17 protein-coding genes are annotated in these 23,796 nt (G+C 31.5%); 4 read left to right on the top strand and 13 right to left on the bottom strand.

Features of this window, described 5'->3' with window-relative positions; genetic code table 11:
* Positions 1-4 precede the first annotated feature (4 nt).
* Genes DMR38_RS01720 through DMR38_RS01710 form a run of 3 tightly spaced genes read right to left on the bottom strand, consistent with a single transcriptional unit; the run spans position 5 to position 2,510 of the window.
* A complete protein-coding gene (locus tag DMR38_RS01720) occupies positions 5-877 on the bottom strand; it encodes an aldolase/citrate lyase family protein (RefSeq protein WP_127719712.1) in 873 nt (290 codons plus the stop codon).
* A 22-nt stretch (positions 878-899) separates the two neighbouring features.
* Positions 900-1,163 carry a citrate lyase acyl carrier protein gene (gene citD, locus DMR38_RS01715; protein ID WP_063555660.1) on the bottom strand — a complete coding sequence of 88 codons (264 nt, stop codon included), beginning with the start codon at positions 1,161-1,163 and terminating at the stop codon, positions 900-902.
* A gap of 30 nt (positions 1,164-1,193) precedes the next feature.
* Entirely contained in the window at positions 1,194-2,510 is a 1,317-nt protein-coding gene (locus tag DMR38_RS01710; RefSeq protein WP_127719711.1) for a 2-hydroxycarboxylate transporter family protein, read from the bottom strand.
* A gap of 303 nt (positions 2,511-2,813) precedes the next feature.
* On the opposite strand from DMR38_RS01710, the gene DMR38_RS01705 reads away from it, so the two are divergent.
* The gene (locus tag DMR38_RS01705; RefSeq protein WP_127719710.1) at positions 2,814-4,223 is read left to right on the top strand and encodes an aspartate ammonia-lyase; all 1,410 of its coding nucleotides are present in this window, start codon (positions 2,814-2,816) and stop codon (positions 4,221-4,223) included.
* Positions 4,224-4,398: 175 nt separating this feature from the next.
* Positions 4,399-5,628, top strand: a complete 1,230-nt coding sequence (locus DMR38_RS01700; RefSeq protein ID WP_127719709.1) for a malic enzyme-like NAD(P)-binding protein — start codon at positions 4,399-4,401, stop codon at positions 5,626-5,628.
* A gap of 51 nt (positions 5,629-5,679) precedes the next feature.
* Here DMR38_RS01700 and DMR38_RS01695 read toward each other — a convergent pair whose 3' ends face one another.
* From DMR38_RS01695 to DMR38_RS01685, 3 genes are all read right to left on the bottom strand, one after another.
* Positions 5,680-6,108 carry an Lrp/AsnC family transcriptional regulator gene (locus DMR38_RS01695; RefSeq protein ID WP_013237097.1) on the bottom strand — a complete coding sequence of 143 codons (429 nt, stop codon included), beginning with the start codon at positions 6,106-6,108 and terminating at the stop codon, positions 5,680-5,682.
* 274 nt (positions 6,109-6,382) lie between these two features.
* Positions 6,383-7,384, bottom strand: coding sequence for a sodium:calcium antiporter (locus DMR38_RS01690; RefSeq protein WP_127719708.1), 1,002 nt, complete (start codon positions 7,382-7,384; stop codon positions 6,383-6,385).
* A gap of 199 nt (positions 7,385-7,583) precedes the next feature.
* Positions 7,584-8,801 (bottom strand): HD domain-containing protein, encoded by a 1,218-nt coding sequence (locus DMR38_RS01685; RefSeq protein ID WP_127719707.1) that lies wholly within the window; start codon positions 8,799-8,801, stop codon positions 7,584-7,586.
* A 234-nt stretch (positions 8,802-9,035) separates the two neighbouring features.
* Here DMR38_RS01685 and DMR38_RS01680 point away from each other — a divergent pair, with 234 nt between their 5' ends.
* The gene (locus DMR38_RS01680; protein ID WP_127719706.1) at positions 9,036-10,481 is read left to right on the top strand and encodes a DEAD/DEAH box helicase; all 1,446 of its coding nucleotides are present in this window, start codon (positions 9,036-9,038) and stop codon (positions 10,479-10,481) included.
* A 94-nt stretch (positions 10,482-10,575) separates the two neighbouring features.
* Here the strand turns inward: DMR38_RS01680 and DMR38_RS01675 are convergent, their stop codons facing one another.
* A complete protein-coding gene (locus DMR38_RS01675; protein ID WP_127719705.1) occupies positions 10,576-13,632 on the bottom strand; it encodes an efflux RND transporter permease subunit in 3,057 nt (1,018 codons plus the stop codon).
* A gap of 14 nt (positions 13,633-13,646) precedes the next feature.
* Positions 13,647-14,921 (bottom strand): efflux RND transporter periplasmic adaptor subunit, encoded by a 1,275-nt coding sequence (locus DMR38_RS01670; protein ID WP_127719704.1) that lies wholly within the window; start codon positions 14,919-14,921, stop codon positions 13,647-13,649.
* 190 nt (positions 14,922-15,111) lie between these two features.
* Between DMR38_RS01670 and DMR38_RS01665 the strand changes: the two genes are divergently transcribed.
* Complete coding sequence (locus DMR38_RS01665; RefSeq protein ID WP_127719703.1) at positions 15,112-15,750, top strand: TetR/AcrR family transcriptional regulator; 639 nt, start codon at positions 15,112-15,114, stop codon at positions 15,748-15,750.
* A gap of 47 nt (positions 15,751-15,797) precedes the next feature.
* Here the strand turns inward: DMR38_RS01665 and DMR38_RS01660 are convergent, their stop codons facing one another.
* The 5 genes from DMR38_RS01660 to DMR38_RS01640 all read right to left on the bottom strand — a co-directional run bounded on the left by DMR38_RS01660 (position 15,798) and on the right by DMR38_RS01640 (position 23,796).
* A complete protein-coding gene (locus DMR38_RS01660) occupies positions 15,798-16,928 on the bottom strand; it encodes a class I SAM-dependent RNA methyltransferase (RefSeq protein WP_127719702.1) in 1,131 nt (376 codons plus the stop codon).
* A gap of 290 nt (positions 16,929-17,218) precedes the next feature.
* Positions 17,219-17,593 carry a P-II family nitrogen regulator gene (locus tag DMR38_RS01655; protein ID WP_127719701.1) on the bottom strand — a complete coding sequence of 125 codons (375 nt, stop codon included), beginning with the start codon at positions 17,591-17,593 and terminating at the stop codon, positions 17,219-17,221.
* Positions 17,594-17,721: 128 nt separating this feature from the next.
* Complete coding sequence (locus DMR38_RS01650; RefSeq protein ID WP_127719700.1) at positions 17,722-18,951, bottom strand: ammonium transporter; 1,230 nt, start codon at positions 18,949-18,951, stop codon at positions 17,722-17,724.
* A gap of 301 nt (positions 18,952-19,252) precedes the next feature.
* Positions 19,253-21,529: a cellulose biosynthesis cyclic di-GMP-binding regulatory protein BcsB gene (locus DMR38_RS01645; protein ID WP_127719699.1), complete on the bottom strand. Its 2,277-nt coding sequence runs from the start codon at positions 21,527-21,529 to the stop codon at positions 19,253-19,255.
* A 26-nt stretch (positions 21,530-21,555) separates the two neighbouring features.
* Positions 21,556-23,796, bottom strand: coding sequence for a glycosyltransferase family 2 protein (locus DMR38_RS01640; RefSeq protein ID WP_127719698.1), 2,241 nt, complete (start codon positions 23,794-23,796; stop codon positions 21,556-21,558).

Raw genomic sequence — 23,796 nt, 5'->3', positions numbered from 1 at the left:
TTTATTATATCAATCCTAAAACCTTAGCTAATTTTGACGTAGTAACTGCCCTATTAATAACTGGAGCATCTACCATCTTACCATCCAGTGAAAATACCCCAAGTCCTTTTTCTTTTGCTTCATCTCTTGCCTTTAATACTCTAAGAGCATGCTTTACTTCTGCTTCTGTTGGAGAAAAAACATCATGTATAGTATCTATTTGTCTTGGATTAATAGACGCCTTACCTGTAAAGCCTAGACTCTTCGCTTTACTTGTATCTTTCTTTAGTCCCTCATAATCATTTGTATCTGTGAACGGTGTGTCAATTGCGTCAACTCTTGCTGCCCTACAAGCAGTAGAGACTCTATTCCTAGCATAAAAAATTTCTTCTCCTTCTTTAGTTCTTTTTATACCAAAATCTGAAGTTAAATCTTCTGCTCCCAAAAGAACTCCTGAAACCCTTTTGGAAGAATTTATTATTCCATATACATTTTCCAGGGCATATGCAGTTTCAATTATTGGAAATAACTTTATATTTCCTTTTTCAAAATTACTATGTTTTTCTATTTCACAAAGCATATTATCTATGTCTTCAAGTTGTTTTTCTGTGGCTTTAGGTATCATAAGTACATCTGGTTTTACACTTGCAATAGCTTTTATATCCTTTGGACCATATTCTGTATCCAGTGGATTTATTCTAACTACCAATTCCACTTTAGAATAGTCCAATGAACTAATTGCATTTTTTACTAGTGCTCTGGCACTATCTTTTTCAGTAAGACTAACTGCATCTTCTAAATCAAGTATTACAGAATCAGCTCCAAGTATTGGTGCATTCTGGAGCATTCCCGGATTGTTACCGGGCATAAAAAGCATTGTTCTCCTTAATTCCTTCATTTATATTACCTCTTTTCAATTGTTATAATGCCCTTTCTATAGCTGTCTGAACTCTAGCTCTTATAGTATAATCTAACGCCCCTTTATCCTGAGCTTTAATTTCTATATCCTCAATATTCATTTTTTTAATTTGATCTATAATGACACTTTCTATTTGTTTACCAAACTGCTTCATTACAACACTATCAATTTCAATTTTTATTCCACATGATTCATTTGGTACAACCATTATTAAAATGTCATTAGATTCAAGTGTACCTGCTTTAGCTATTTTATTGATCTTCATATATATGCCTCCCTATTTCATTTAAAATTTCTAAGATAACATTTTCAAAAGCATAGTAGCTATAACTACCATTGTTGCTCCACCAAGTCTAGTAGATATTTGTGAAAAAGGCATTAGTTCTATTCTGTTTGCAGAGGAAAGTATAGCTACATCACCAGTTCCTCCCAATCCACTATGACAAGCAGTTACTAAAGCTGATTCAATAGGATACATGTTTAATAATTTACCTATGAAGAATCCTGAAGTAACCATTGCTATAACTGCTGCTGCACAAATTAGAATATATATAGGTGAAACTACAGCTATTACATCTTTCCACGGTGTATAAACTACTCCAACTCCAACAAGCAGCGGCCACGTAAGGCTTTTACTTGTAAAACTATACATATGATAAGCTCCTGTTTCAATTTCTTTTGGAAGAAGCTTTAAGTATTTAACAATTGCCGCCATAAAAATCATGATTACAGGTCCTGGAATACCAATGAATTTGCTTGCTAATGCTCCAAATACAAAGAAAATACAAGCAACTAACAATCCTCCACCCATTAAATTAAAATCTACAGTTTTTTCAGTATTCATAGCTTCTAATATTTCTTTATCATCACCTGTTTTTACTAAAAGTCCGTTACCTGTAAGATGTGGTTTCTTTTCAGCCAAATGTTTCAATATGCCGGATATTATTATTGCAACTACATTTCCTATCATAGCTGCTGGTACAAGTTGTGCAATAAATGCACTCTGAGACTCATGAAGGACATCTGCATATCCCATTGAAAGAGGAAGAACCCCTTCTCCAAGTCCTCCTGATAATATTGGGCAAATTACATAAAAAAATGCTTTTTGTGCTTTAAATCCGAATATAACTGCAATAAGTAATCCAAATAATATAGAACCTATTGTTCCTACTATGAGCGGAACAAACATTCTTACAAATCCTTTTATCATTACTTTTCTATTCATTCCAAGGATACTTCCTGTAATTAGGCATGATATATACAGGTACAAAAAATTTGAACTTTTCATAAGAGTAGTCATTGCTTTAATTGCTGATGGATTTATCAATTTATAATAAACCATTGCAGAAGGAATAAATATTGTAAAAATTGCTGGACCTCCTATGTTTTTCAGTACAGGGAGCTTTGCCCCTATAGCTCCAAGAAATATTCCCATTGTCATTAATACTGCAAAACCACCTATCATATCATTAGGTAATTTATTATATACACATGCTAAATAAACTATAATTGCAATTACAAGGTATAATGGTATAGAAAAAACACCTAATTTTGATTTTAATAGTTTTGAAAAAACGTTTTCATCATTTTTAGAATTAACTATATTTTGCAAATCAATCACTCCTTAAATTTTGTTTTCTACAAGTATAATTGTAGAAACGTTTTCACATCTTAGATAGTTTATTAAAGTTTTATAATAATTAAGTAATTAAAGTTATTAGACTATTTAAGCACCTTAATTTTTTAAGTCAACCCTATATTTTTCTAATTTTTATAAACTAAATATAGTGATTTATTTTCATTATTACGGAGTTTTATTAATTCTGTTTACTGTTTTAAATTAAGAGGTTATTATTAAATTAAAAGAAAAAGCATTTACAATTTATAAATTTAAAAATAAAGGTGGGGAATATTTATGGATTTTAGAATTGAAAGTGATTCCATCGGTTCAAAGGAAGTACCTGCAGAGGCTTATTATGGGGTTCAAACATTGAGAGCATCTGAGAATTTTCATATAACAGGATATAAATTAAATACAGAGCTTGTAAAAAGCCTTGTTCAAATAAAAAAGGCAGCAGCTATAGCTAATTACAAAGCAGGACTTTTAAATGAAAACATTGAAAAAGCAATAATTGAAGCTAGTGATAAAATACTGGGAGGTAATTTGCAGGATCAATTCATACTAGACCCTATTCAAGGTGGAGCTGGTACCTCTGCAAACATGAATGCAAATGAAGTAATTGCAAATGAAGCTATTGAAATTTTAGGTGGTAGAAAGGGAGACTACTCAATTGTACATCCTAATGATCACGTTAATATGGGACAATCTACAAATGATGTCTTCCCAACCGCAGGAAAGATAACTGCTTTAAAACTTCTTTTAAAAGCTATAGAAAAACTAAAAAAATTAGATATGACATTAGAAATAAAAGCAAAAGAATTCAATAATATTATAAAAATGGGAAGAACTCAGCTTCAAGATGCAGTTCCCATTAGATTAGGACAAGAATTTAAAGCTTATAGTTCCGTTATAAAACGAGATATTTCAAGACTTGAGGCCGCAAAAAAAGAATTAGAAGTATTAAATTTAGGTGGTACTGCAATAGGTACTGGAATAAATGCAGATAACAGATATATGAATACAGTAGTACCTATACTCAGTGATATTATTGGTGTACAATTAGAACAAGCTGATGATTTGATAGATGCCACACAAAACTTAGATGGTTTTGTATCAGTATCTGGCGCTATAAAAACCTGTGCCGTTAACTTATCCAAAATGGCAAATGATTTAAGGCTTATGTCATCAGGTCCAAGAACAGGTTTAGAGGAAATAAATCTTCCACCAAAACAAAATGGATCTTCCATAATGCCTGGAAAAGTTAACCCTGTAATTCCAGAAGTAATGACTCAAGTCGCCTTTAATATTATAGGAAATGATGTTACAATAACAATGGCTGCTGAAGCTGGTCAGCTGGAATTAAATGCCTTTGAGCCAGTTATATTCTTCAATTTATTTGAATCCATAGAAACCCTTACTAACGCCGTAAAAACTTTTACAGAAAATTGTATTTCAGGTATAACAGCAAATACAAATAGATGTAAGAAGTTAGTGGATAATAGTGTTGGTATAGTTACTGCCATTACACCTTATGTTGGATATGAAAAGGCTGCCTCAATTGCCAAAAATGCTATAAAAACAGGAAAATCAGTAAAAGAGATCATACTTCAAAATGGTATTTTAAAAAAATCTGAATTAGATCGTATACTAGACCCTATAAGTATGACTGAACCTAAGGAATTAAAAAAATATGAATTTGCCTAATATAGGATTTCTGATTTAAGCTTAGATTTATATATAAAAAAATTACGAAGCAAAGCTTCGCCAGTTAAGAATTAATAATGAAGAATTAACTATTAATTCTTCATTATTAACTATTAATTAAAATATGGTTTCCATCAAAAACTCTATAGCTAATTAATTATAAGGAGGTTTACATATGAACAATTTAAAAGAAGAAGCATTAAAGTTTCATAAAGAACATGAAGGTAAAATAGCACTTAAGAGTAAAGTATCTGTTAAAACAAAAGAGGATCTAGGTTTGGCATATACTCCAGGTGTTGCTGAACCATGTCTTGAAATCAACAAGGACTATAATGCCTTATACGATTATACTTCTAAGGGAAATTATGTAGCAGTAGTAACTAACGGCAGTGCAGTCTTGGGACTTGGAAATATAGGTGCTGCAGCTGGCTTACCTGTAATGGAAGGTAAATCTATTCTATTTAAAACTTTTGCAGGAGTAGATGCTTTTCCTATTTGTGTTGATAGCAAAGATCCTGACAAGATTGTAGAAACAGTAAAATTAATAGAATCCACATTTGGAGGAATAAACCTAGAAGATATAAAAGCACCTGAGTGCTTTGAAATAGAAGATAAATTAAAAAAAGTCTGCAATATACCAGTTTTTCATGACGACCAGCACGGGACAGCGGTAGTAACTTTAGCTGCTATGATAAATGCGCTTAAAATAGTAAACAAAAAATTTGAAGACTTAAAAGTAATAATAAATGGTGCAGGAGCCGCAGGTACAGCTATCGCAAAACTACTTGTAAGTAGAGGCGTTAAAAACATTATTGTATGTGATAGAAAAGGTGCTATATCAAAAGATAGAGAAAATTTAAGTGCTGCAAAAAAAGACTTAGCAGAAGTTACAAATTCTAGTATGATAAAAGGTGCACTTAAAGATGTACTAAAAGAAGCTGATGTATTCATAGGTGTATCTGCTCCTGGAGTAATTACTCCTGAAATGATAAAAACAATGGCTAAAGATCCCCTCATTTTCGCTATGGCCAATCCTAAGCCTGAAATCTATCCTGATGAAGCAAAAGCTGCAGGTGCCAGAGTAATTGGTACGGGAAGATCAGATTTCCCAAATCAAATAAATAATGTTCTTGCATTTCCTGGAATATTTAGAGGAGCACTTGATGTACGGGCATCAAAAATAAATGAAGAAATGAAAATAGCCGCTGCATGTGCTATAGCAGATATAATAACTGAAAAAGAACTCAATGAAGATTATGTTATACCAGATGCTTTTGACTCAAGGATAGCACCAAAGGTAGCATATTACGTAGCAAAAGCTGCCATAGAAAGTGGAGTTGCAAGAAGAACTGACATCACTCCTGAAATGGTAGAAGAACATACTAAAAAGCTTGTACAAGCATAATAAACACAAAAATTTAAAGTCTGGTTTTCTTCCAGACTTTAAAAATATTATCTATACAATTCCTTTATGTTCAATAATAGTAGAAAGAATAATAAGAGTTTGTGTATTACCATACTGCTGAATTTTACCTACTAATGTTTCTAACTCGGATGTCTCTTTCACTATTACTTTAACAGTCATAGAAAAACCTCCTGTAACATGATAACACTTCACTATACACTTACTTTTTCTTACAAAATCAATAAATTCTTTTCGTTTACCTGCTTTTAATGTAATATTTATAAGAGCTTCTATATTCATTCCCATCTTCTGTGGATTAATAACAGCCCTATATCCCATAATAACATCTGCTTCTTCAAGCTTTCTTATGCGTTCTGCAACCGCAGGAGGAGTTAGACAAACTATTTCCGACAATTTTTTTATTGAAATCCTACCATTTTTCTGCAGGCACTTTACAATTTGACGATCAATCATGTCCATTTTCTATTCCTCCATAATGCAAAAAATGAGACGAAAACAATTTCCTTATGAATATCTTATATAGGTAAACCAAGGCAAAATGTAAACATTTATATGTAAATTTATTCCATTAAAATGCTACCATTTATCCAATTGTAGTACATTTTCATTATAGTTTAAATATACTATATGTCAATAAATTATCCTGAATAACTTTTAAAATAAACTTTTTCATTACCACAATTAATTTTTTTAACTTAATGTTTAATTTTCCAATTTTAAAAAACAAAATAATCTATATGCCACCTTTGATAAATAATATTCCAACTATAAAAACAACATATAGTAGAGCATTAAGCGATAATCTCCAAGCTGATAAATGGCTTTTCCTTAAAGTTAGCCATAAAAGTAAAATTGCTATAAAAGTTATAAAAGCTGAAAGAGCCAGGCTTTTATCAAACATCCACGGTGTAAAAATAATTCCAAGTGCACTTGGCACAGTAGCTTGAATCATCATAGATCCACTGATATTTGCAAGTGCTAAATTTTCCTTTCCCTGTCTTACCCATATAACTGCATTTAGTGTCTCTGGAAGTTCTGTTGCCACAGGACTGAGTATCAATGCTATTATATGCGGTGGTACCCCAAGAAGGCTGCTTAGTGAGCCTAAATTGTGTACGAATATTTGAGAACCCGCAAAAATAAATATTAAAGATACTATGGTTTGACCTAAAATCATAATTTTTGTAGGATGCGTATTTTTAGGACTAATCTTTAAAGGTTCAAGTTTTTCTTCAGTTTCTTCCGCATCTGCCTTTAATTCCCCATAAGAATAGAGTATATAAACAGCCAGGAATAAGAATCCCAACCAGTGCTTTATGGAAAAAGCTACAAATCCCAATGCCACTTTAAACACAAAAATACACATAAACCAAATTTGGTCTCTTCCCAACTTTCTTGCATTGATTTTAATGTGCTTTCCTATTTTTCTTTTACTACTAAACATAATTATGCTTATTCCAACCACTGCATAAGCAATGGTACTCAGCACAAGAGGTCCTCCCAAAGCTGAACCAACTCCGATGTCCTTTTGGCTTGAGTTTGCTCCAAATACTACTGCAATTAAGGTGACAATGCTTTCAGGTAAAGCAGTACCAAAGGCTGCAAGTACAGTTCCTACTGCATTTTTGGATATATTAAAAGCCTTGCCAACCCATTCAATACTATTAACAAAAAATTCGCAGCTAAAATAAATTAAAAGAGCTGACAAAAGCATAGTAATACCAGATAAAATCATTTTAAACGCCTCCTCTTAAAGTAAAAAATAAAAAAAGACTCCTGGTGTATTAAACTAAATACACCAAAAGTCTCGTTACACATAATTGTGGATAATGCCAGGTTTTTAGAACCAATATGTTGACATTATCTTTCAAACTACTCCCTCTTGACAATATATCAATTTATTATATTTTACTCACATAACTTTATATTGTCAATTAAAATCTCAACATTTCATTAAAAACTCTTATGGCAAAGTTGTCCGTCATACCAGACGTATAATCTATGATAGCCTGGATATAATCACAATAATTCTTTAAATCATAAATTTTTTCATTATCTCTCCATCTTCCTTTAAATTGAATACAATATTTTTTTAACCATCCAGAAAATCCCTCATATAGCGAAGGATATATCCTTTTAAAGTCTTTAATTTTATCTAAAGTTTTTTCACCATCATAATAACCCATTAAAGTATTTAATATCGTATCTAAAACTAATTTTACATAATTTTTAAAATTATTAAGCCTTTCATGATTATAAATATTTTCATAATTAAATTTCTTTACAAGATCAATAAAAATCAAATATTTGCTTGACAATACAATACCATTACCTGGACTGCTATTTTGACATAGATCTACAATAAAATTGTGCATGAGCACCGTATTGTTTATTTCTCTTATACTGTGTATACCAACAGTATCTTTTGTTATATTATATAGTTCTTTTAATTGACTTCTCTTTAATATTCCAAGTTTAAAAGCATCTTCTATGTCTCTCCCCAGGTAGGATATTTTATCTGCTATTTTGACAACACAACCTTCCCAGGTATAAGAAGATATTTGTAATGTTTTTTGTATATCGTTTAAATCTACAACCTGATTTCTTGGGAAAATTGGCTCTGCTCTTACCTCTCCACAATGACATACAATTCCATCTCTTACAGCATAGGTTAAATCAAGATTGCTTTGTTTTCCCGCAGGGTTTGGCAAAGTTTCTATTTTATCTACAAACCTTAGGCTATTTTTTTCGTGCCAGAATTCATTGCCTAATTGTGCTTTAGAAAAATCTCCTAATATTTTTTCACCTTCATGTCCGAAAGGGGTATGTCCTAAATCATGTCCAATGGCAATTGCTGTAGTAAGCTGTGTATTTAAACCCAAATAGTTGGCTATAGTATAGCTCACAGCAGAAACATGGTTTACATGTTCGATTCTTGTACATATATGGTCATTATCTGTTGCAAAAAATACTTGAGTTTTATGTTTTAATCTCCTGTATGAAGTAGAATGCAATATTCTGTTATAGTCTCTTGAAAATTCACTTCGGAGCTCATGGTTTCTTTTATACAATTTGTTTTCTCTAGAAATGCTTTGTTTCCATTTTTCGCTATTCTCTGTAGTAGCAACATCTAAAAATTTTTTTCTCTCCATTTTTCGACCTTCCTTTTTGCAACTTGTATCGTGTAAATATTATACCATAATTCGCAATTCACAGTTCACAGTTCACAATTTCGGTAGATTTTCTGAAGTCTTAACGAAAGAAAATCATCCTTAATTGTGCATCATGCATTGTAAATTGAAATTTCACTAAGTCCCCTATACATTATAAGCACATAATAGTATGATAAGTGTTGTTAATATAAAAGTATACGAGGTAAAAAGATTATGGATAAGCTAAAATTTAAAGATTTCGCATTAAGCGAAGATATATTAGAATCAATAGAAAAATTAGGATATAAAAATCCATCCCAGGTTCAAGAAAAAGTAATACCACTTATTTTTAAAAATAAAGATATTATAGTAAAGTCACAAACCGGCAGCGGGAAAACAGCAGCTTTCGCTATACCAATCTGCGAAAAAATAGAACTTGAAGAAAAAAATCCTCAGGTATTAGTGCTTGCTCCTACAAGAGAACTTGCACTACAAATAAAAGAAGACTTTTACGATATAGGAAGATTTAAGAGAATAAATTGTACTGCAATCTTTGGAAAAGAGCCTATAACAACTCAGATAAAAGAACTTAAACAAAGAACCCATGTAGTAGTTGGAACACCAGGAAGAACACTAGATCATATAGAAAAAGGTACTCTTTCACTGAAGAAAATACAATATTTGATCATAGATGAAGCAGATGAAATGTTAAATATGGGATTTATAGACCAAGTTAAAGCTCTCCTAGACAAACTGCCTAAAAATAGAGTAACTCTCCTTTTTTCTGCAACCATTCCCCAGGAAATACTTAAATTGTGTGCTGCATATATGAATAACCCTGTTAATATAGAAATAGAAGCCGAAAATCCTGTAATAAATAGAATCAATCAAATATATTATCAGATAGAGGCGTATAAAAAATTCGATTTGTTAAATAAGCTAGTATATACTCAAAGACCAGAAAGTTGTATGATATTTTGCAGAACAAAGAAGAATGTAGAAGACCTTGTACTTGAAATGAAAGGTAAAGGTTATTCCTGCAGTGGACTTCACGGAGGAATGCTTCAATCTGAAAGAATTGATGTTATGAAAAGATTTAAACGAGGAGAATTCATTTTTCTTGTATGCACAGATATTGCAGCCCGTGGAATAGATGTAGAAAATATAACCCATATCATAAACTATGATATTCCTATGGAAAAAGAAAGTTATGTTCACAGAATAGGAAGAACCGGTCGTGCCGGAAAAAGTGGAACTGCCATAACTTTTGTTACACCTAAAGAGTATAGATTTCTAGAAGAAATAGAAAAATTCTTCCATCTTACTATTGAAAAAGGTGAAATTCCATCAAAAGAGGAAGTGGAAAAAGGCAAAAATATATACAAGGGAAAATTAAAAGCTGCTCCTAAGATAAAAAAAGACAAATCCACTAAACTAAATAAGGACATTACAAAAATATATATAAGTGCAGGTAAAAAGAAAAAAATAAGGCCAGGGGATATTGCTGGGACTATATCAAGCATTGATGGTATTAATCCTGAGGACGTTGGCATAATAGAAATTCAGGATAACTTTTCTTACGTGGATATACTATCTGGAAAAGGCCCCATGGTTCTCGATGGACTTAAACACAAAACTATCAAGGGTAAATCTGTAAGAGTAGAAATAGCTCAAAAATAAACCTCTATAGGGTTTCTAAGCAAAAAATCAACTTATACTCCAAATGTTTCTACGTATAAGTTGATTTTTAAGCTAAAACCATATATGGCATTTCTTAATCAGTAATAACTTCTTTACTCTTAATATTTTTTCCTAATTTCGTATTTACCATAGAATAAACTACAGGTACTACCACAAAAGTAAGGAATGTAGCTGTCAAAAGTCCACACATCATGGCAACTGACATAGGGCCAAACAATGCACTTCCTGAAAAGGCCAGTGGTATAAGTGCTGTAACAGTTGCCGTAGAACTCAATATTATAGGCCTAAATCTTTGGCTTACAGCAAACATACAAGCATCATCTACAGAAAGCCCATCTTCTCTACCATTGTTTATATATTCAATAAGAAGTATGGCATTTCTTATAACAACTCCAATTAAGCTTATTATACCCATAAAAGCTGTAAGTGACAGATTCATTCCAAAAGCATGAAGTCCTATTGAAACTCCTATAAGGGACAGCGGCAAAGAACACATTATTACAAGTGGTTGTACAAATGATTTAAATTGAATAAACAAAAGCACATATATTATTACTAAAATGAGTACACCTGCTACACCAAGACTTGTGAAATATTTACTTATCTGAGCCTTTTCACCATCATATATAACTTTTACTGGATCTATACTCATTCCATCTATTTTTTGCTTTAATTCCTTTTCTATATTAACTGAATTATATCCACTTTTAACATCACTATAAATGGTTACAGTTCTGTCTTCTTTATAATGAGTTATCTTATCTATCTCTGAGTTAAGTTTAACAGATGCAACTTCATATAAAGGTATTTTATTCTTAGTAACGCTTGATTCAATATATAAGTTTTTCAAATCTCCTACAGATGAAATATTTGTTTTGACCATAATATCATATTCATTACCATTTTTTCTATAAGTAGAAGCCTTATACCCTTTAAGTGCAATATTAATCTGCTGCAGGACATCCGATTTTAATAATCCAAGCTGTGATGCTCTATTTTCATCTATATCTACTTCATATTCATAAGTCTTTTTAGCCGCATCATCTCTTACATTCATAGTTCCAGGTATATTTTTTAGCTGCTGCTGTATCTTTTCAGAAGCCTTCTGAATTTGATCCAAGTCATCTCCAGTAAGTCGCAAACGTATCGGTGCACCTATAGGCATTGCTTCCTCAAGTTGCTTTACTGTAGCTGTACCTCCTGAAATGTTGTTATCTATTTGATTCTGCACATATTCTACTAACTCCTGCCTGGTTTTAAATCTATTTGTCTTATTTAAATCTACTTTTACCATAATTTGAGCTGTATCATCAGCAGGTGCAACTGTAGGTATTGTTACATAAAACTTAGGCATACCACCACCTATAGCTGAAGTATAAGCTGTAACTTCTTTTTGCTGTTTTAATATACCTTCTATTTGCTTCACTAATTTACTAGTACTTTTTATATCTGCAACTTTTTCATTTGAAACATCTACATATATCATATTTTTATCAACATAAGGGAAAAGCTGCATTCCAAGAGTTTTAATTAAAATCAATGCCACAGCAAAAACAGCTAACGCTGACCCGATAATAGTTTTCTTGTGCTTAAGGCCATATTTTAAAAGATTCTCAAACATCATACGAATTGGATTTCTCCGTTTGCTCTCCTTGCTCTTTCTAAAAAACAAAGAAGACATAGCTGGAGTTACAAACAACGCACATAAGTAAGAACATATTACACATATTATAACAACCTGTGGTAAACTCTTCAAAAATTTGCCTACTACTCCAGATATAGAAAGTAGAGGTAAAAAAGCTCCTACTATAATTAATGTAGAGGTAAATACTGGAACAAACAACTTCTTTATACCATTGAAGGCTGCTTCATCCCTTCCCATACCATCGTCTATTCCAACCTGTATGACATCTCCTATTACTATAGCATCATCAACAAGTATTCCAAGAGCTATAATAAGTGCTGTAGTTGACATCTGTTCAACTTTTATTCCAAGAGCATACATAATAGCAAAAGTCATGCAGATTGATATAGGTATAACTGCAGATACTACCATTGCATTTCTAAAACCCATACCTATAAGAACAGTTATGATTACAAGTATTATTCCATCTCTGAGATTTTTCATAAAAAATGAGACAGAATCACTTACATCCTTAGGTTGAAAAGTAACTTCATCTATTTTGAGATCACTTGGCATTCCCTTTTTTATTGTATCTAATTTTTTCTTTATATCCTTTCCTATTGGAATTATATTTTTATTTTTTTGAAAATAGGTTGCAAGCAATACTGCATTTTGAGCATTGTCAGTAAATTTATAAGTTGAATCATCATCATAGTCCATATATACTTTTGCTATATCTTTAATTCTTACCATTTCGCCCGTACTACTTGAGACTCCTACAACAGTATTTTCTATATCATGCAGTGAGCTAAACATACCCGGCGTATTTACCTTTATCTTACCCGTAACCAAATTTAAGGAACCTGAGGGTATGTCTACATTCTGTGCCTTTAATACAGAACATACATCTGCTACAGATACTTGATATTTATTTATTTTACTCCAATCTATATCTACTTTTACTTGTCTATCCTGCTTACCTTTTACATCTATTCTAGAAACACCTTCAGTATCACGAAGCTCCTTCTTTATATCATCAGCATAATCTCCTAATTGTTGATAAGAATAATTATTACCTGATATGCTTATTATGCTGCCAGCTGTCTCTGTAAGATTAGTATTAATTTCACTATCATTACATCCACTTGGAAGGTCAGATTTTAAATCTTTTATCTTATCTCTTAAATCTTTCCATGATTTATCTTCATCAGCATCATTGTTTAAATAGAGTATAACTATTGATGCATTGCTTTCTGAATAAGATTGTACATAGTCACATCCATCAACTTCTTCAGCTTTCTGTTCAACCTTTTTAGTAACCAACTTTTCTATATCGCTAGGTGAAGCACCTGGATAAACTGTAGTAATCATAGCTGCTGGAGATGCAACATCTGGGGTTTCCTGTTTTGAGATTCCACTATAACAGTAAAAGCCACTAACTATAATTATGCACACTAGAAATAATACAATTTTTTTATTTTTTATAGCTGCTTTAATTAATCCCATACTATATTCTCCTTCTATTTAACTGTAACTTTATATCCTGATTTTAAGTTTTTCATTCCTTGAACTACAAGTTCATCTCCATCTTTTAGACCCTCTACTGAAACTTTATCCTCATCAGTATCACCTAAAGTTATGTTTTTCTTAACAGCATGTCCGTTCTCAACTACATAAACATAATCCTCTCCATCATTTAAAACTGAACTAATTGGAATTGATATAGAATTCGTTTGACCCATGTCTATATAAACTGTTGAAGTTTCACCTACATAATATTTACTAGCATCTATAGCAGTAGACAATTTGATTTCAGCACTATATGTCCCAGATTTACTATCTGCCATTTGGACTATATTTATAATTTCTCCTTGTGCTTTATCCTCTCCAATATTTACTTGTGCCTTTGTCCCAACTTTTACTTTCTTTACATCATCTTGTGATAAACCTACTGTAATAACTTGATTTTCACTTCTAAATAATATTACAGGGCCACCTGCCTGCTGCATTTCTCCTTCTTTACCTAACACATCAACAACATAACCGTCCATATCTGCAGTCATAGTAGCATCGTTGAGTAAACTTTGTTTTGAGTCATAGTCAGCTTTTGCTGTATTTAATTGGTCCAGGGCTGCTTGTTTATCTTCTGGTCTAGATCCATTTTGGAGCTGCTGCAGACTTTGCTGGGCACTGTTTAATGCATTCTGAGTGCTGTCTACCTGAAGCTTTGTATCATTTAATTGTTGATTTGAAATAGCTCCCGCTTGATTCAATTTAATATATTTATTATATAAATCTTTATAATAATTATTGTTATCCTGTGCATTTTGTACAGCTATTTGAGCTCTATTTATATCTTCCTGCTGTGCTCCATTTACTGCTTTACTATACTGTGCTGAAGCTGTATCCATTTGAGATTTAGAAGCTTGTGCTGCAAAATTTAAATCAGTTTTATCAAGGTCTGCCAATTTTTCACCTTTTTTTACATGCTGACCTTTTGATACATATATCTTTGAAATTTTAGCTGAACTCTTAAAAGATAATTTTCTAACTTCACTACCTCCTGTTAATCCTTCATATTGGAGTGTCATAGGAAAACTTCCACTTTTAATTTCAGCAGTTTTTACTGGATAACTTCTAGCAGTAGGTTCTTTTTCTTTACTCTTTGAAAAAGCTGTAAAATACACTGTTAATGCAATAATAACTACAACAACTAAACAAATAATAGGTACTTTTTTTCTTGAAACAGCATTAGGTACCTTTTCTCTTATAACATTAAGAACTTTGTTTGGCATAATACACCTCCTAATATAAGAATGATAAGTCGCGACCATACGGTCAATTCAATAAATTATACCACCTATGTGCTTTTATTGTCAATACTAGAAAACTTGGTCATAAATGTTATAATTATTATTGATGCAATTACACAATTAGAAACCGATTACTTAAATTGCATCAACTATAAGATTAGGGGTGATAACCTTGCCTAATAAAACTTTTTTTAATTTACCTAAAGAACGGCAGGAAGAAATTATAAAAATATCTATCAAGGAATTTGCAAATCACGATTTTGATTCATCTTCTCTAAATAGAATTATAACTAATTTAAAAGTTGCTAAGGGAAGCTTCTACAGATATTTTAGTAACAAAACAGACCTATATATCTTTCTTATTGACTATACTTTAAGCAAGCAATTAGCTTATATAACCAACTTTAAACCAGAAGAAGAGCATTTAGATGCTATAACGTTATCAAAAAAACTTGTACTACATGTATTGGAATTTGATTTTATGTACTACAACTATGCTAGTTTTCTTTTTCATGCCTGTAAAAGCAAAGAATTTAAATCATATTTACCAATGAAACGAAAAGAGTTCATAGATATAGTAGATATATTTCAAGATAAAAAATTAATACGCAAGGATTTAGATAAAAACATTATAATATTTTATATATTTAGAAATATGGTACTTCTCAGAGATTTTATTATGGAAGAACTCAATATACCAGAAGTGGAATTTTATAGAGGATATGCCACATATAAGAAACACGAAAAATCTATAAGTGAAATCACAGAGAAATACTGCGATTTATTGATAAATGGGATAAAACAAAAATGACTTATACATAATAAAAATATATAAGTCATTTTATATACGTTAGGTAGTTAATTATGTTTTGGCTCTTCTCCAAAATACTGATAATAATAGCATTTTAATTTACCATTATATAGTTTTCTATTCTTATCTGATTTTTTTCCAAAATGTTTTTCAAATCCATCATGGGCTGTTATTATAAAATAAGACCAATTTTGAAGCTTTGAAAATACGCTTCCCATATCCTCATAAAGTTTCTCCACTTCCTTCACATCTCCAAGTCTTTGGCCATAGGGTGGATTACTTATTATAAAACCATATTTCTTTTTTGAACTAAAATTTTGCACAGGGATTTTTTGAAATTCAATTTGCTCTGACACTCCTGCTTTTTTTGCATTATCTTTTGCGGTTTTAATTACCCATCCATCTATATCTGAAGCTAAAATTTTAAACTCTTTATTATTTATAGAATTTCTAGCATGCTTTCTCAAATCCTCCCATAAATCATGAGGAATTATATCCCATTTTTCGGACACAAAGCTCCTATTTAAACCTGGTGCTATATTTTTTCCTATCATAGCAGCTTCAATAGCAATAGTTCCAGAACCACACATAGGATCTACAAGTACTCTAGAAGGTTCCCATTTACTCAATAAAACTAAAGCGGCTGCCAAAGTTTCCTTCATAGGTGCTCCACCTGAGTTTTTCCTATATCCCCTTTTGTGAAGTCCTTCACCGGATGTGTCCACAGTTAAAGTTACTATATCCTTTAATATCGCTACTTCTATTTTATATTCTACTCCATCTTCACTAAATTTCTCTCTGTTATACTTTTTTTTCATAGATTCAATAACAGCTTTTTTAACTATTGACTGGCAATCCGGCACGCTATGTAGTTTGGATTTTATAGATTTTCCAGTTACATGCATAAACGCATTTTCGGGCATTATGCTTCCCCAATCTACAGCAAGTGTTCCTTGAAAAAGTTCCTCGAAACTTTCAGCTTTAAATTCTGACATTTTTACAAGTACCCTGTCTGCAGTTCTAAGCCACAAGTTACAGGTAACTATATCCATCTCATCTCCAGGAAAAGTAACTTTACCATTTTCCAATTTTAAGTCATCATATCCTAAGTTTTTAAGCTCTTTAGCCACTACGGACTCAAGTCCAAAAGTTGATGTGGCAATTAAAGTATAGTCCATATTATCCTCCTAAAGTTATATGTATAAATCTAGCTTTCCTTTACAAGTTCTATAGTTATTATATCAAATTTTGTTTCTAAGAAGTACTTTCTGAGCAATCAATTATTTGAAACTCACAGATTTTAGAACCTGCTTAAGCGATGTTTTGCATTAGCAAAACATCGCTTAAAAATAAATTAATTTTCTGACGTAAGGAGGAAAACTCACCTTCATTGTCCTCTGTCCTCTGTCAATTGTCATCTTGAAAAAGTTATGTCGTAATTTTTTTACATTAAGTCAAAGTTAAGTTATTATTTTTCACTATCTTTGTTATATTGAAGAGCAGCTTTGCCTTCGTCACCAGTACTTATTCGTATAACATTTTCTACATTGTATACAAATATTTTTCCATCACCCATTTCTCCAGTGTGGAGAACTTTTTTAGCAGTTTCAACAACTTTCTCTACAGGTACTTCACAAACTATTATTTCTACTTTAACTTTAGGTAGTAAATTAATATCCATAGTTAACCCACGATAATATTCTTTATGGCCCTTTTGCATTCCGCACCCTAAAACATTTGTAACAGTCATACCCGAAATACCTATATCTCCTAATGCTTTTTTAAGCTCTTCAAATCTTCCACCAGAAGTAATAATATCAACCTTAGTAAGTTTGCCTTCCATTATTTTACCTCCTTTAAACATATATTTACTTTCATAATACAGCTTATGATGTTTTATTAAAATTAGCTCTCCAATTCAATTCTTATTTTAAACTAGGGTTTCCCTTCTTACAATAAAATAGTCAATTGTTAAATATTCATTCCTCCATAAGCTTCTTCACCGTGTTCTGCAACATCAAGTCCAATTTGTTCATCTTTATCAGTTACTCTTATACCACTTACAGCTTTAATTACTTTAATTATTATAAATGTAACTATTGCAGAATATACAACACTTGCCAAAACAGCTGTAAGTTGAATTAAAACCAACTTAGGATTTCCATGTATAAGTCCACTCGCACCGGCAGAATTTATTGCTTTCCATGCAAATATTCCTGTAGCAATTCCTCCCCAGATTCCTCCTACACCATGACATCCAAAAGCATCAAGTGCATCATCATATCCAAACTTAGATTTTGCAAAAGTAACAGTAGTGTAACAAATAGCTCCTCCTATTAATCCAATAAGTATTGAAGCTAAAGGACTTACAAAACCTGCAGCTGGAGTTATAGCTACAAGACCTGCAACTATTCCACTGGCAACTCCAAGAGAAGTAACTTTCTTTCTGTAAAGAAGTTCACAAACGCTCCAACTTATTGCCGAAGCTGCTGCGGAAGTATTTGTAGTTATAAAAGCATTTACTGCTACATCATTTATAGCAAGTGCACTTCCAGCATTAAATCCATACCAACCAAACCAAAGTATGGCAGCTCCTAAACATGTCATCGGAAGGTTACTAGGTTTTCCTACATTTTTCCTTTTACCAAGCATAAGTGCTGCTACAAGTCCGGAAATACCTGAACTAATATGAACTACATTACCACCTGCAAAATCCAAAGCTCCGAGATTTTTAAGCCATCCACCTGTTCCCCATACCCAATGAGCAATAGGATCATAAACTAAAGTTGTCCAAAGCAAAACAAATGCTACCCAAGGCATAAATTTCATTCTTTCTGCAATAGATCCTGATATAAGTGCTGGAGTTATTATTGCAAACATAAGCTGAAACAACATAAATACTTGCTGTGGAATAGTAGCTGCATAATCTGCATTTGGCGCAAATCCAACTCCTTTTAAACCTGCAAAATTAAAACCACCTATGATTCCTCCAATGTCTGTACCAAAACACAATGTGTATCCTATAAGTATCCATTGAATAGATATAACTGCTAAAGCTGAAAAACTATGAAGAGTGCTGTTTAAAGTGTTTTTTCCTCTAACCATTCCTGCATAAAATAAGGCCAGTGCTGGAGTCATTATCATTACTAGTGCTGCGCTTATAAGTACGAAAACTGTATCTGCTCCATTTACTCCGTACATAAAAATACCTCCTTTTGAAAAATAATTATAAATTTTATAAAACTTATATATATAATACTAATTTTTAGATAAATTATCAATAGTAATATTATAATTTTAATAATTTATTATGAATAGTATGTTTTTATTAACAATTGCATGATTTGTTTCATTAATATATATATAAGAATTTATTCTTATATATTTCAGTATTGTATATAAGATAAAAAAATATACTACATATTACTTATAAAGGTGCATTTAAGATCAATTAAAAAATAGATTCATGAATATTTTACCTTCATGAATCTATTTTCTAGGTTTATTTTCTTCTTTTGAAAATTTTTCTATGTTTTTTCTTCATTTTTCTTCGCCCTACCCTGGATATTTTTTGTTCTTCAACTTTTTGTTCAGTTTCGTCTTCTCCGAATCCCTGTTCCTTCCTAATTTTATTAGCCGTATCTTGAAATTGATTCTCTTTTTTTCTTAACCTAACTACAGTAATAACACCTACTATTATTGCAATTAATGCTATTAAAAATACCCACCATGGCAAACCTGATCTATCTTCAATTATCTGCAGTACACTTCCAACTGTAATTGGCACTTTATCATTTTCATAATCATCCACTGACATATTATGAATTTCTTTTGTACTGTCTATAACCGAAACCTGGTTTTTCATCTGCCATAAGATGTTTGTATTATTCAAAAACGCTTTTAACATTTTTGCATTGTCAGAAGTGTCATAGGATACTATATATATGCGTTTATAAAAATTCCATGGAGACCTTATTACTTGTACCAGTATCTTATTTTTTAATGTCTCTGGCAGTACTTGAAGTCCTTTTTTAATTTTAAACTTATTATTTTCTAAAGGCAGTACCGGTAAAGATTTTTTAACTTTTTGGGGCAATTTAATATTATTAAAAGAACCTATAAAAATCATATCATCCTGTTTTTGTTTTTCTGTCAAATTATCATTGCCCTGCAGTATACTCCAGTTAAATGATTCTTTAGAATTTTGTCCTGCACGGGTAGCAATAGTGGCGGCTATTTCCAAATAATTGTTATCATAATTTTCAGGCAATCCCATTACAACCTGCGGCTGTTTATTTTCACTATAGGTATCAAAAAAAGGGAAGTTATCCAATGAAGGCTGTATTCCTACCTTACTAGGAATTAGACATATTTCAGAGTTTGCATTTATGAGTGTCCATGCACTATCATAATAATCTTTTGAACAGTCAATTTTGCCTATATAATTATAGCACTCAACATCAACTTTTATAACCGTATGTTTTAGTGCACTGTCAGGAATGCTTACTTTTAAATTACCGCTATCTGCATTAGAATTAGATAATTTCACACTGTCAATAATCTTGCCATTTATATATATTGTCAAAAGAGATCTATCCGATAATAACAATTTTGAATGAGCAAATTTCAAATTTATGTAGGAACCTTTTCCTCCTTGAATTCCATTTGGTTGTATAAAAGAGAAACTACTTTTCTGATGAAATGCTCCTGGTAAATTAATATCAGAATATCCCCAATCAGAAAATTTATAGATTCCCTTTTTATTTTGTGTAAAGCTATTATATTTATCAGCTGCTTGTGAATTTACAACTAGTGACTTATCTTTTATTTGAGTCAAAAGGGTATTATTAGATATAAAATCCACTGACTTATTTACTCCAAGGTCATCCTCACCACTTATAAGAGTTTGATAATATGGCATATCTTTTTTTTGATCCTCAATTGATAAAAACCCTTGATTTTTATACAAATTTTCTGAAGGTAAAATCAGGTTACTAAAAGCTTTCCATTCACTAACAGGTCCTATCAATATTTTATTTTGATTGGATTTATAAGGTTCACCCTTATTTAAAACATTATAGTTTATAACAACCCTATCCGAATTCATTTTTCCAATAGAAGATGATATTTTTAGAAGTGCTGCAACCAGGTTATAATTCTTTGTCTTAGGAAGTACAAAATCAGCAGCTAATTTTTGCTTGTTTTGAAGATTTTCAAAATATAGTGAATAAAAGTCTCCAAGCAAAGGCTTATCAAATGTATTAACTGACAAATGTAATTTTGAATCATTATATATAGTAACCCAGTTACTAAGATTATCAATATCCGCACAATCCCCCTCTATTGATCTATGATTGCTTTCAATTCTAATTTCATTAACTGCTCCTACCTTTAACATACTTATAGGTATATCAACTTTCCACCAGTTAGGTGAATCTTTTTGTATATCATATATCCATTGAGTAGAAATATAAGTACCATTTACATTCAACGCCATATTTGAAAGGTGGCTAATTAATGTATTTGAAAATGCGTAATGAATATATACATAGCAATCATCATTTAATGCTGTTCCCTTTGGGATATCAATATAATAGGATGCTGTATTTTTAGGCATATTAAAATTTTGATTATCATTAAATATTTGTATATCATAAGAATTATTGTCAGTTGATTCCGCTAACACATTTTCATTAAAAATCATAAAAGACAATATAATACATAGACTTGAAATGACCACACATAAAATTTTTTGTATAAAAAAACTTTTTCTCTCCATTTTATTTTCTCCCGTATAATATTGTTTTACATTTTATTAGTAATACTCTTGTTTCTAATTGTGTCATTTTTAACAGATGTTAAACCATGATTGGTTTTTTCCCAATAAAACGGGTTTTTAACCAATTGGAATAAAGCTTTATAGGAAGCAACACTCATCAAAATCCAGTAAATAGGTGTCAATAGTGCATACTTAATTAATCCATATGAAAATGGCTGTCTTTCTTGTAATGAACAATCTCTAATTACCCAGTACATACCTATTGCATTAATATATGTGAACATAAAATTCCCGAAAAAGAGCTGAAATGCAGCTAAATAATAAAATGCCCCCGGAAATAAAGCTCTTATCCAAAATGCTTTAGTAATATACCACCATACAAGCAGTGCCCAAAAGAAAGGATTGATAATAGGTAATAAAGGTGTTCCTAGTACCATAGCATGATATCCAATAAATCCCTGAAGCCCCAAAGATTTATACAACTGAATTGGATGTCTCATATGTACAAGCCATGTTTGCATATAACCCTTTATCCACCTAGATCTCTGCCTAATCCAATTACCCAAATGAGAATTTGCTTCCTCCCATGTGCGTGAATCTACTACTGCAGTTTTGTAACCTTTCTTAAAAAGCCTAACACCAAGATCTGCGTCTTCAGTTACATTAAAAGGATCCCATGCACCTACTTCCCTTAAAAAATCTATTTTGAAGTGATTTGAAGTTCCTCCTAGTGGAATAGGAGTTTTTATTTGCATAATTCCCACCAAAAGTAGTTCAAACCACATACTGTATTCTTGAGTAAACCACTTTGTTAGTATGTTTTGGTTACTATTAAAATAATTAAGCTTAGCTTGTATACACACAAATTCCTCAGGAAGTTTTTTATATGATAAATATACTTTTTTTAGTTGGTCCGGTTCAGGTCTATCTTCAGCATCATAAATAACAACATATTCACCCTTAGCCCTAATTAAGCCATAATTACATGCTTTAGGTTTAGTTTTTGGTTTACATGTAGGAACAATCATAGCCCTGTAATTGTTTGGAAGGTCCATATTCTTAACTACTTCTATAGTTTCCACATCATCTTTTTCCAAAAGAATGCATACATCCAATTTATACTGCGGATAATCCATATTTTGTATATTTTGTATTAATAATTTAATAACTTCTTTTTCCTTATAAACTGGTACAAGTATAGTATATATTGGCAAATCTTTTTCATCAATTTCACTTAGTTCCTCTTTCGTAAAACGCAGTTGTGCATTTCTATCCGAACCCTTTAATACAATCAAAAGTTTTAAAGTTGACATAACTGCATAAATGGCCTGAAAAAAAAGATTAATTCCAAATAGTGCAGCCTTATAATCCCAAATTATCATTACCAGAAGCGTTAAAAATATGATTATCATAACTATCTGTTGATTTCTGGAAAAGGTTACTATAGCAGAGTTTTCCGGCTGCTCGTCATAAAGTTCAAATACACTCTTTTCCGTCTGTTTTCCGCTGTACACTTCATCCCAAAAATTATCTATTTCAATCATAGTTGCTAAAACTTGCTCAATAGGTTTATCTAAATAAGACTCTATTTCTCTAATTTCTTCAGAATTCAATATTTCCTTTACTGCAACTAAATAGGAGTCTTCTCTTTTATTAATAATTATGGCATTATATTTAAGCGCTACTCCATATGGAAGTTTTTTAGAACTCTCTAAGTTTATGTGCTTTCCTATTCTTCCTATATGATTTTGAGTAGCCAGATTACGGTAAAGTTTTTCTGGAGTTATATATTTTAAAAATAACAGTACATCACCTAATTTGCCTCCACTTTTCTGTTGAAGGTTTACAGCTTTATCAAGTTGTTCTTTAGTTATTTCTCCTCTTTGAAGAAGCATTTGACCAATAGGTTGTTTTTGATTTTCACTTACAGCTAAAAAATCATATAATTTCTTTTGTGTAATGTAGTTAAAATGTATGAGAATATCTCCAATCCTTCCCCCATATTCCTCTTGATACTTAATCGTTTTTTTCAACTGCTCTGCTGTAATTAGTTTTGCACCAAGCAGTCTTTCACCAATTCTTGAAAACTTACTTGTATCTATAAATTGTTGAAATTCCTCAGGGGTTATGAATCCATTTTTAACCAATATATCTCCAATTAATCCACCATATTTCTCCTGATACTTAATTGCAAAATTTAGCTGATCTTCAGTTATATACGCCATTCTTAGAAGTCTGGTACCAATTCTATCAATATTTTCTAACAT

It is taken from the genome of Clostridium sp. AWRP (assembly GCF_004006395.2).
Taxonomy (GTDB): domain Bacteria; phylum Bacillota; class Clostridia; order Clostridiales; family Clostridiaceae; genus Clostridium_B.
The sequence above is the reverse complement of the archived record's forward strand: the minus strand, read 5'-3'. Positions and strand labels throughout refer to the sequence as shown.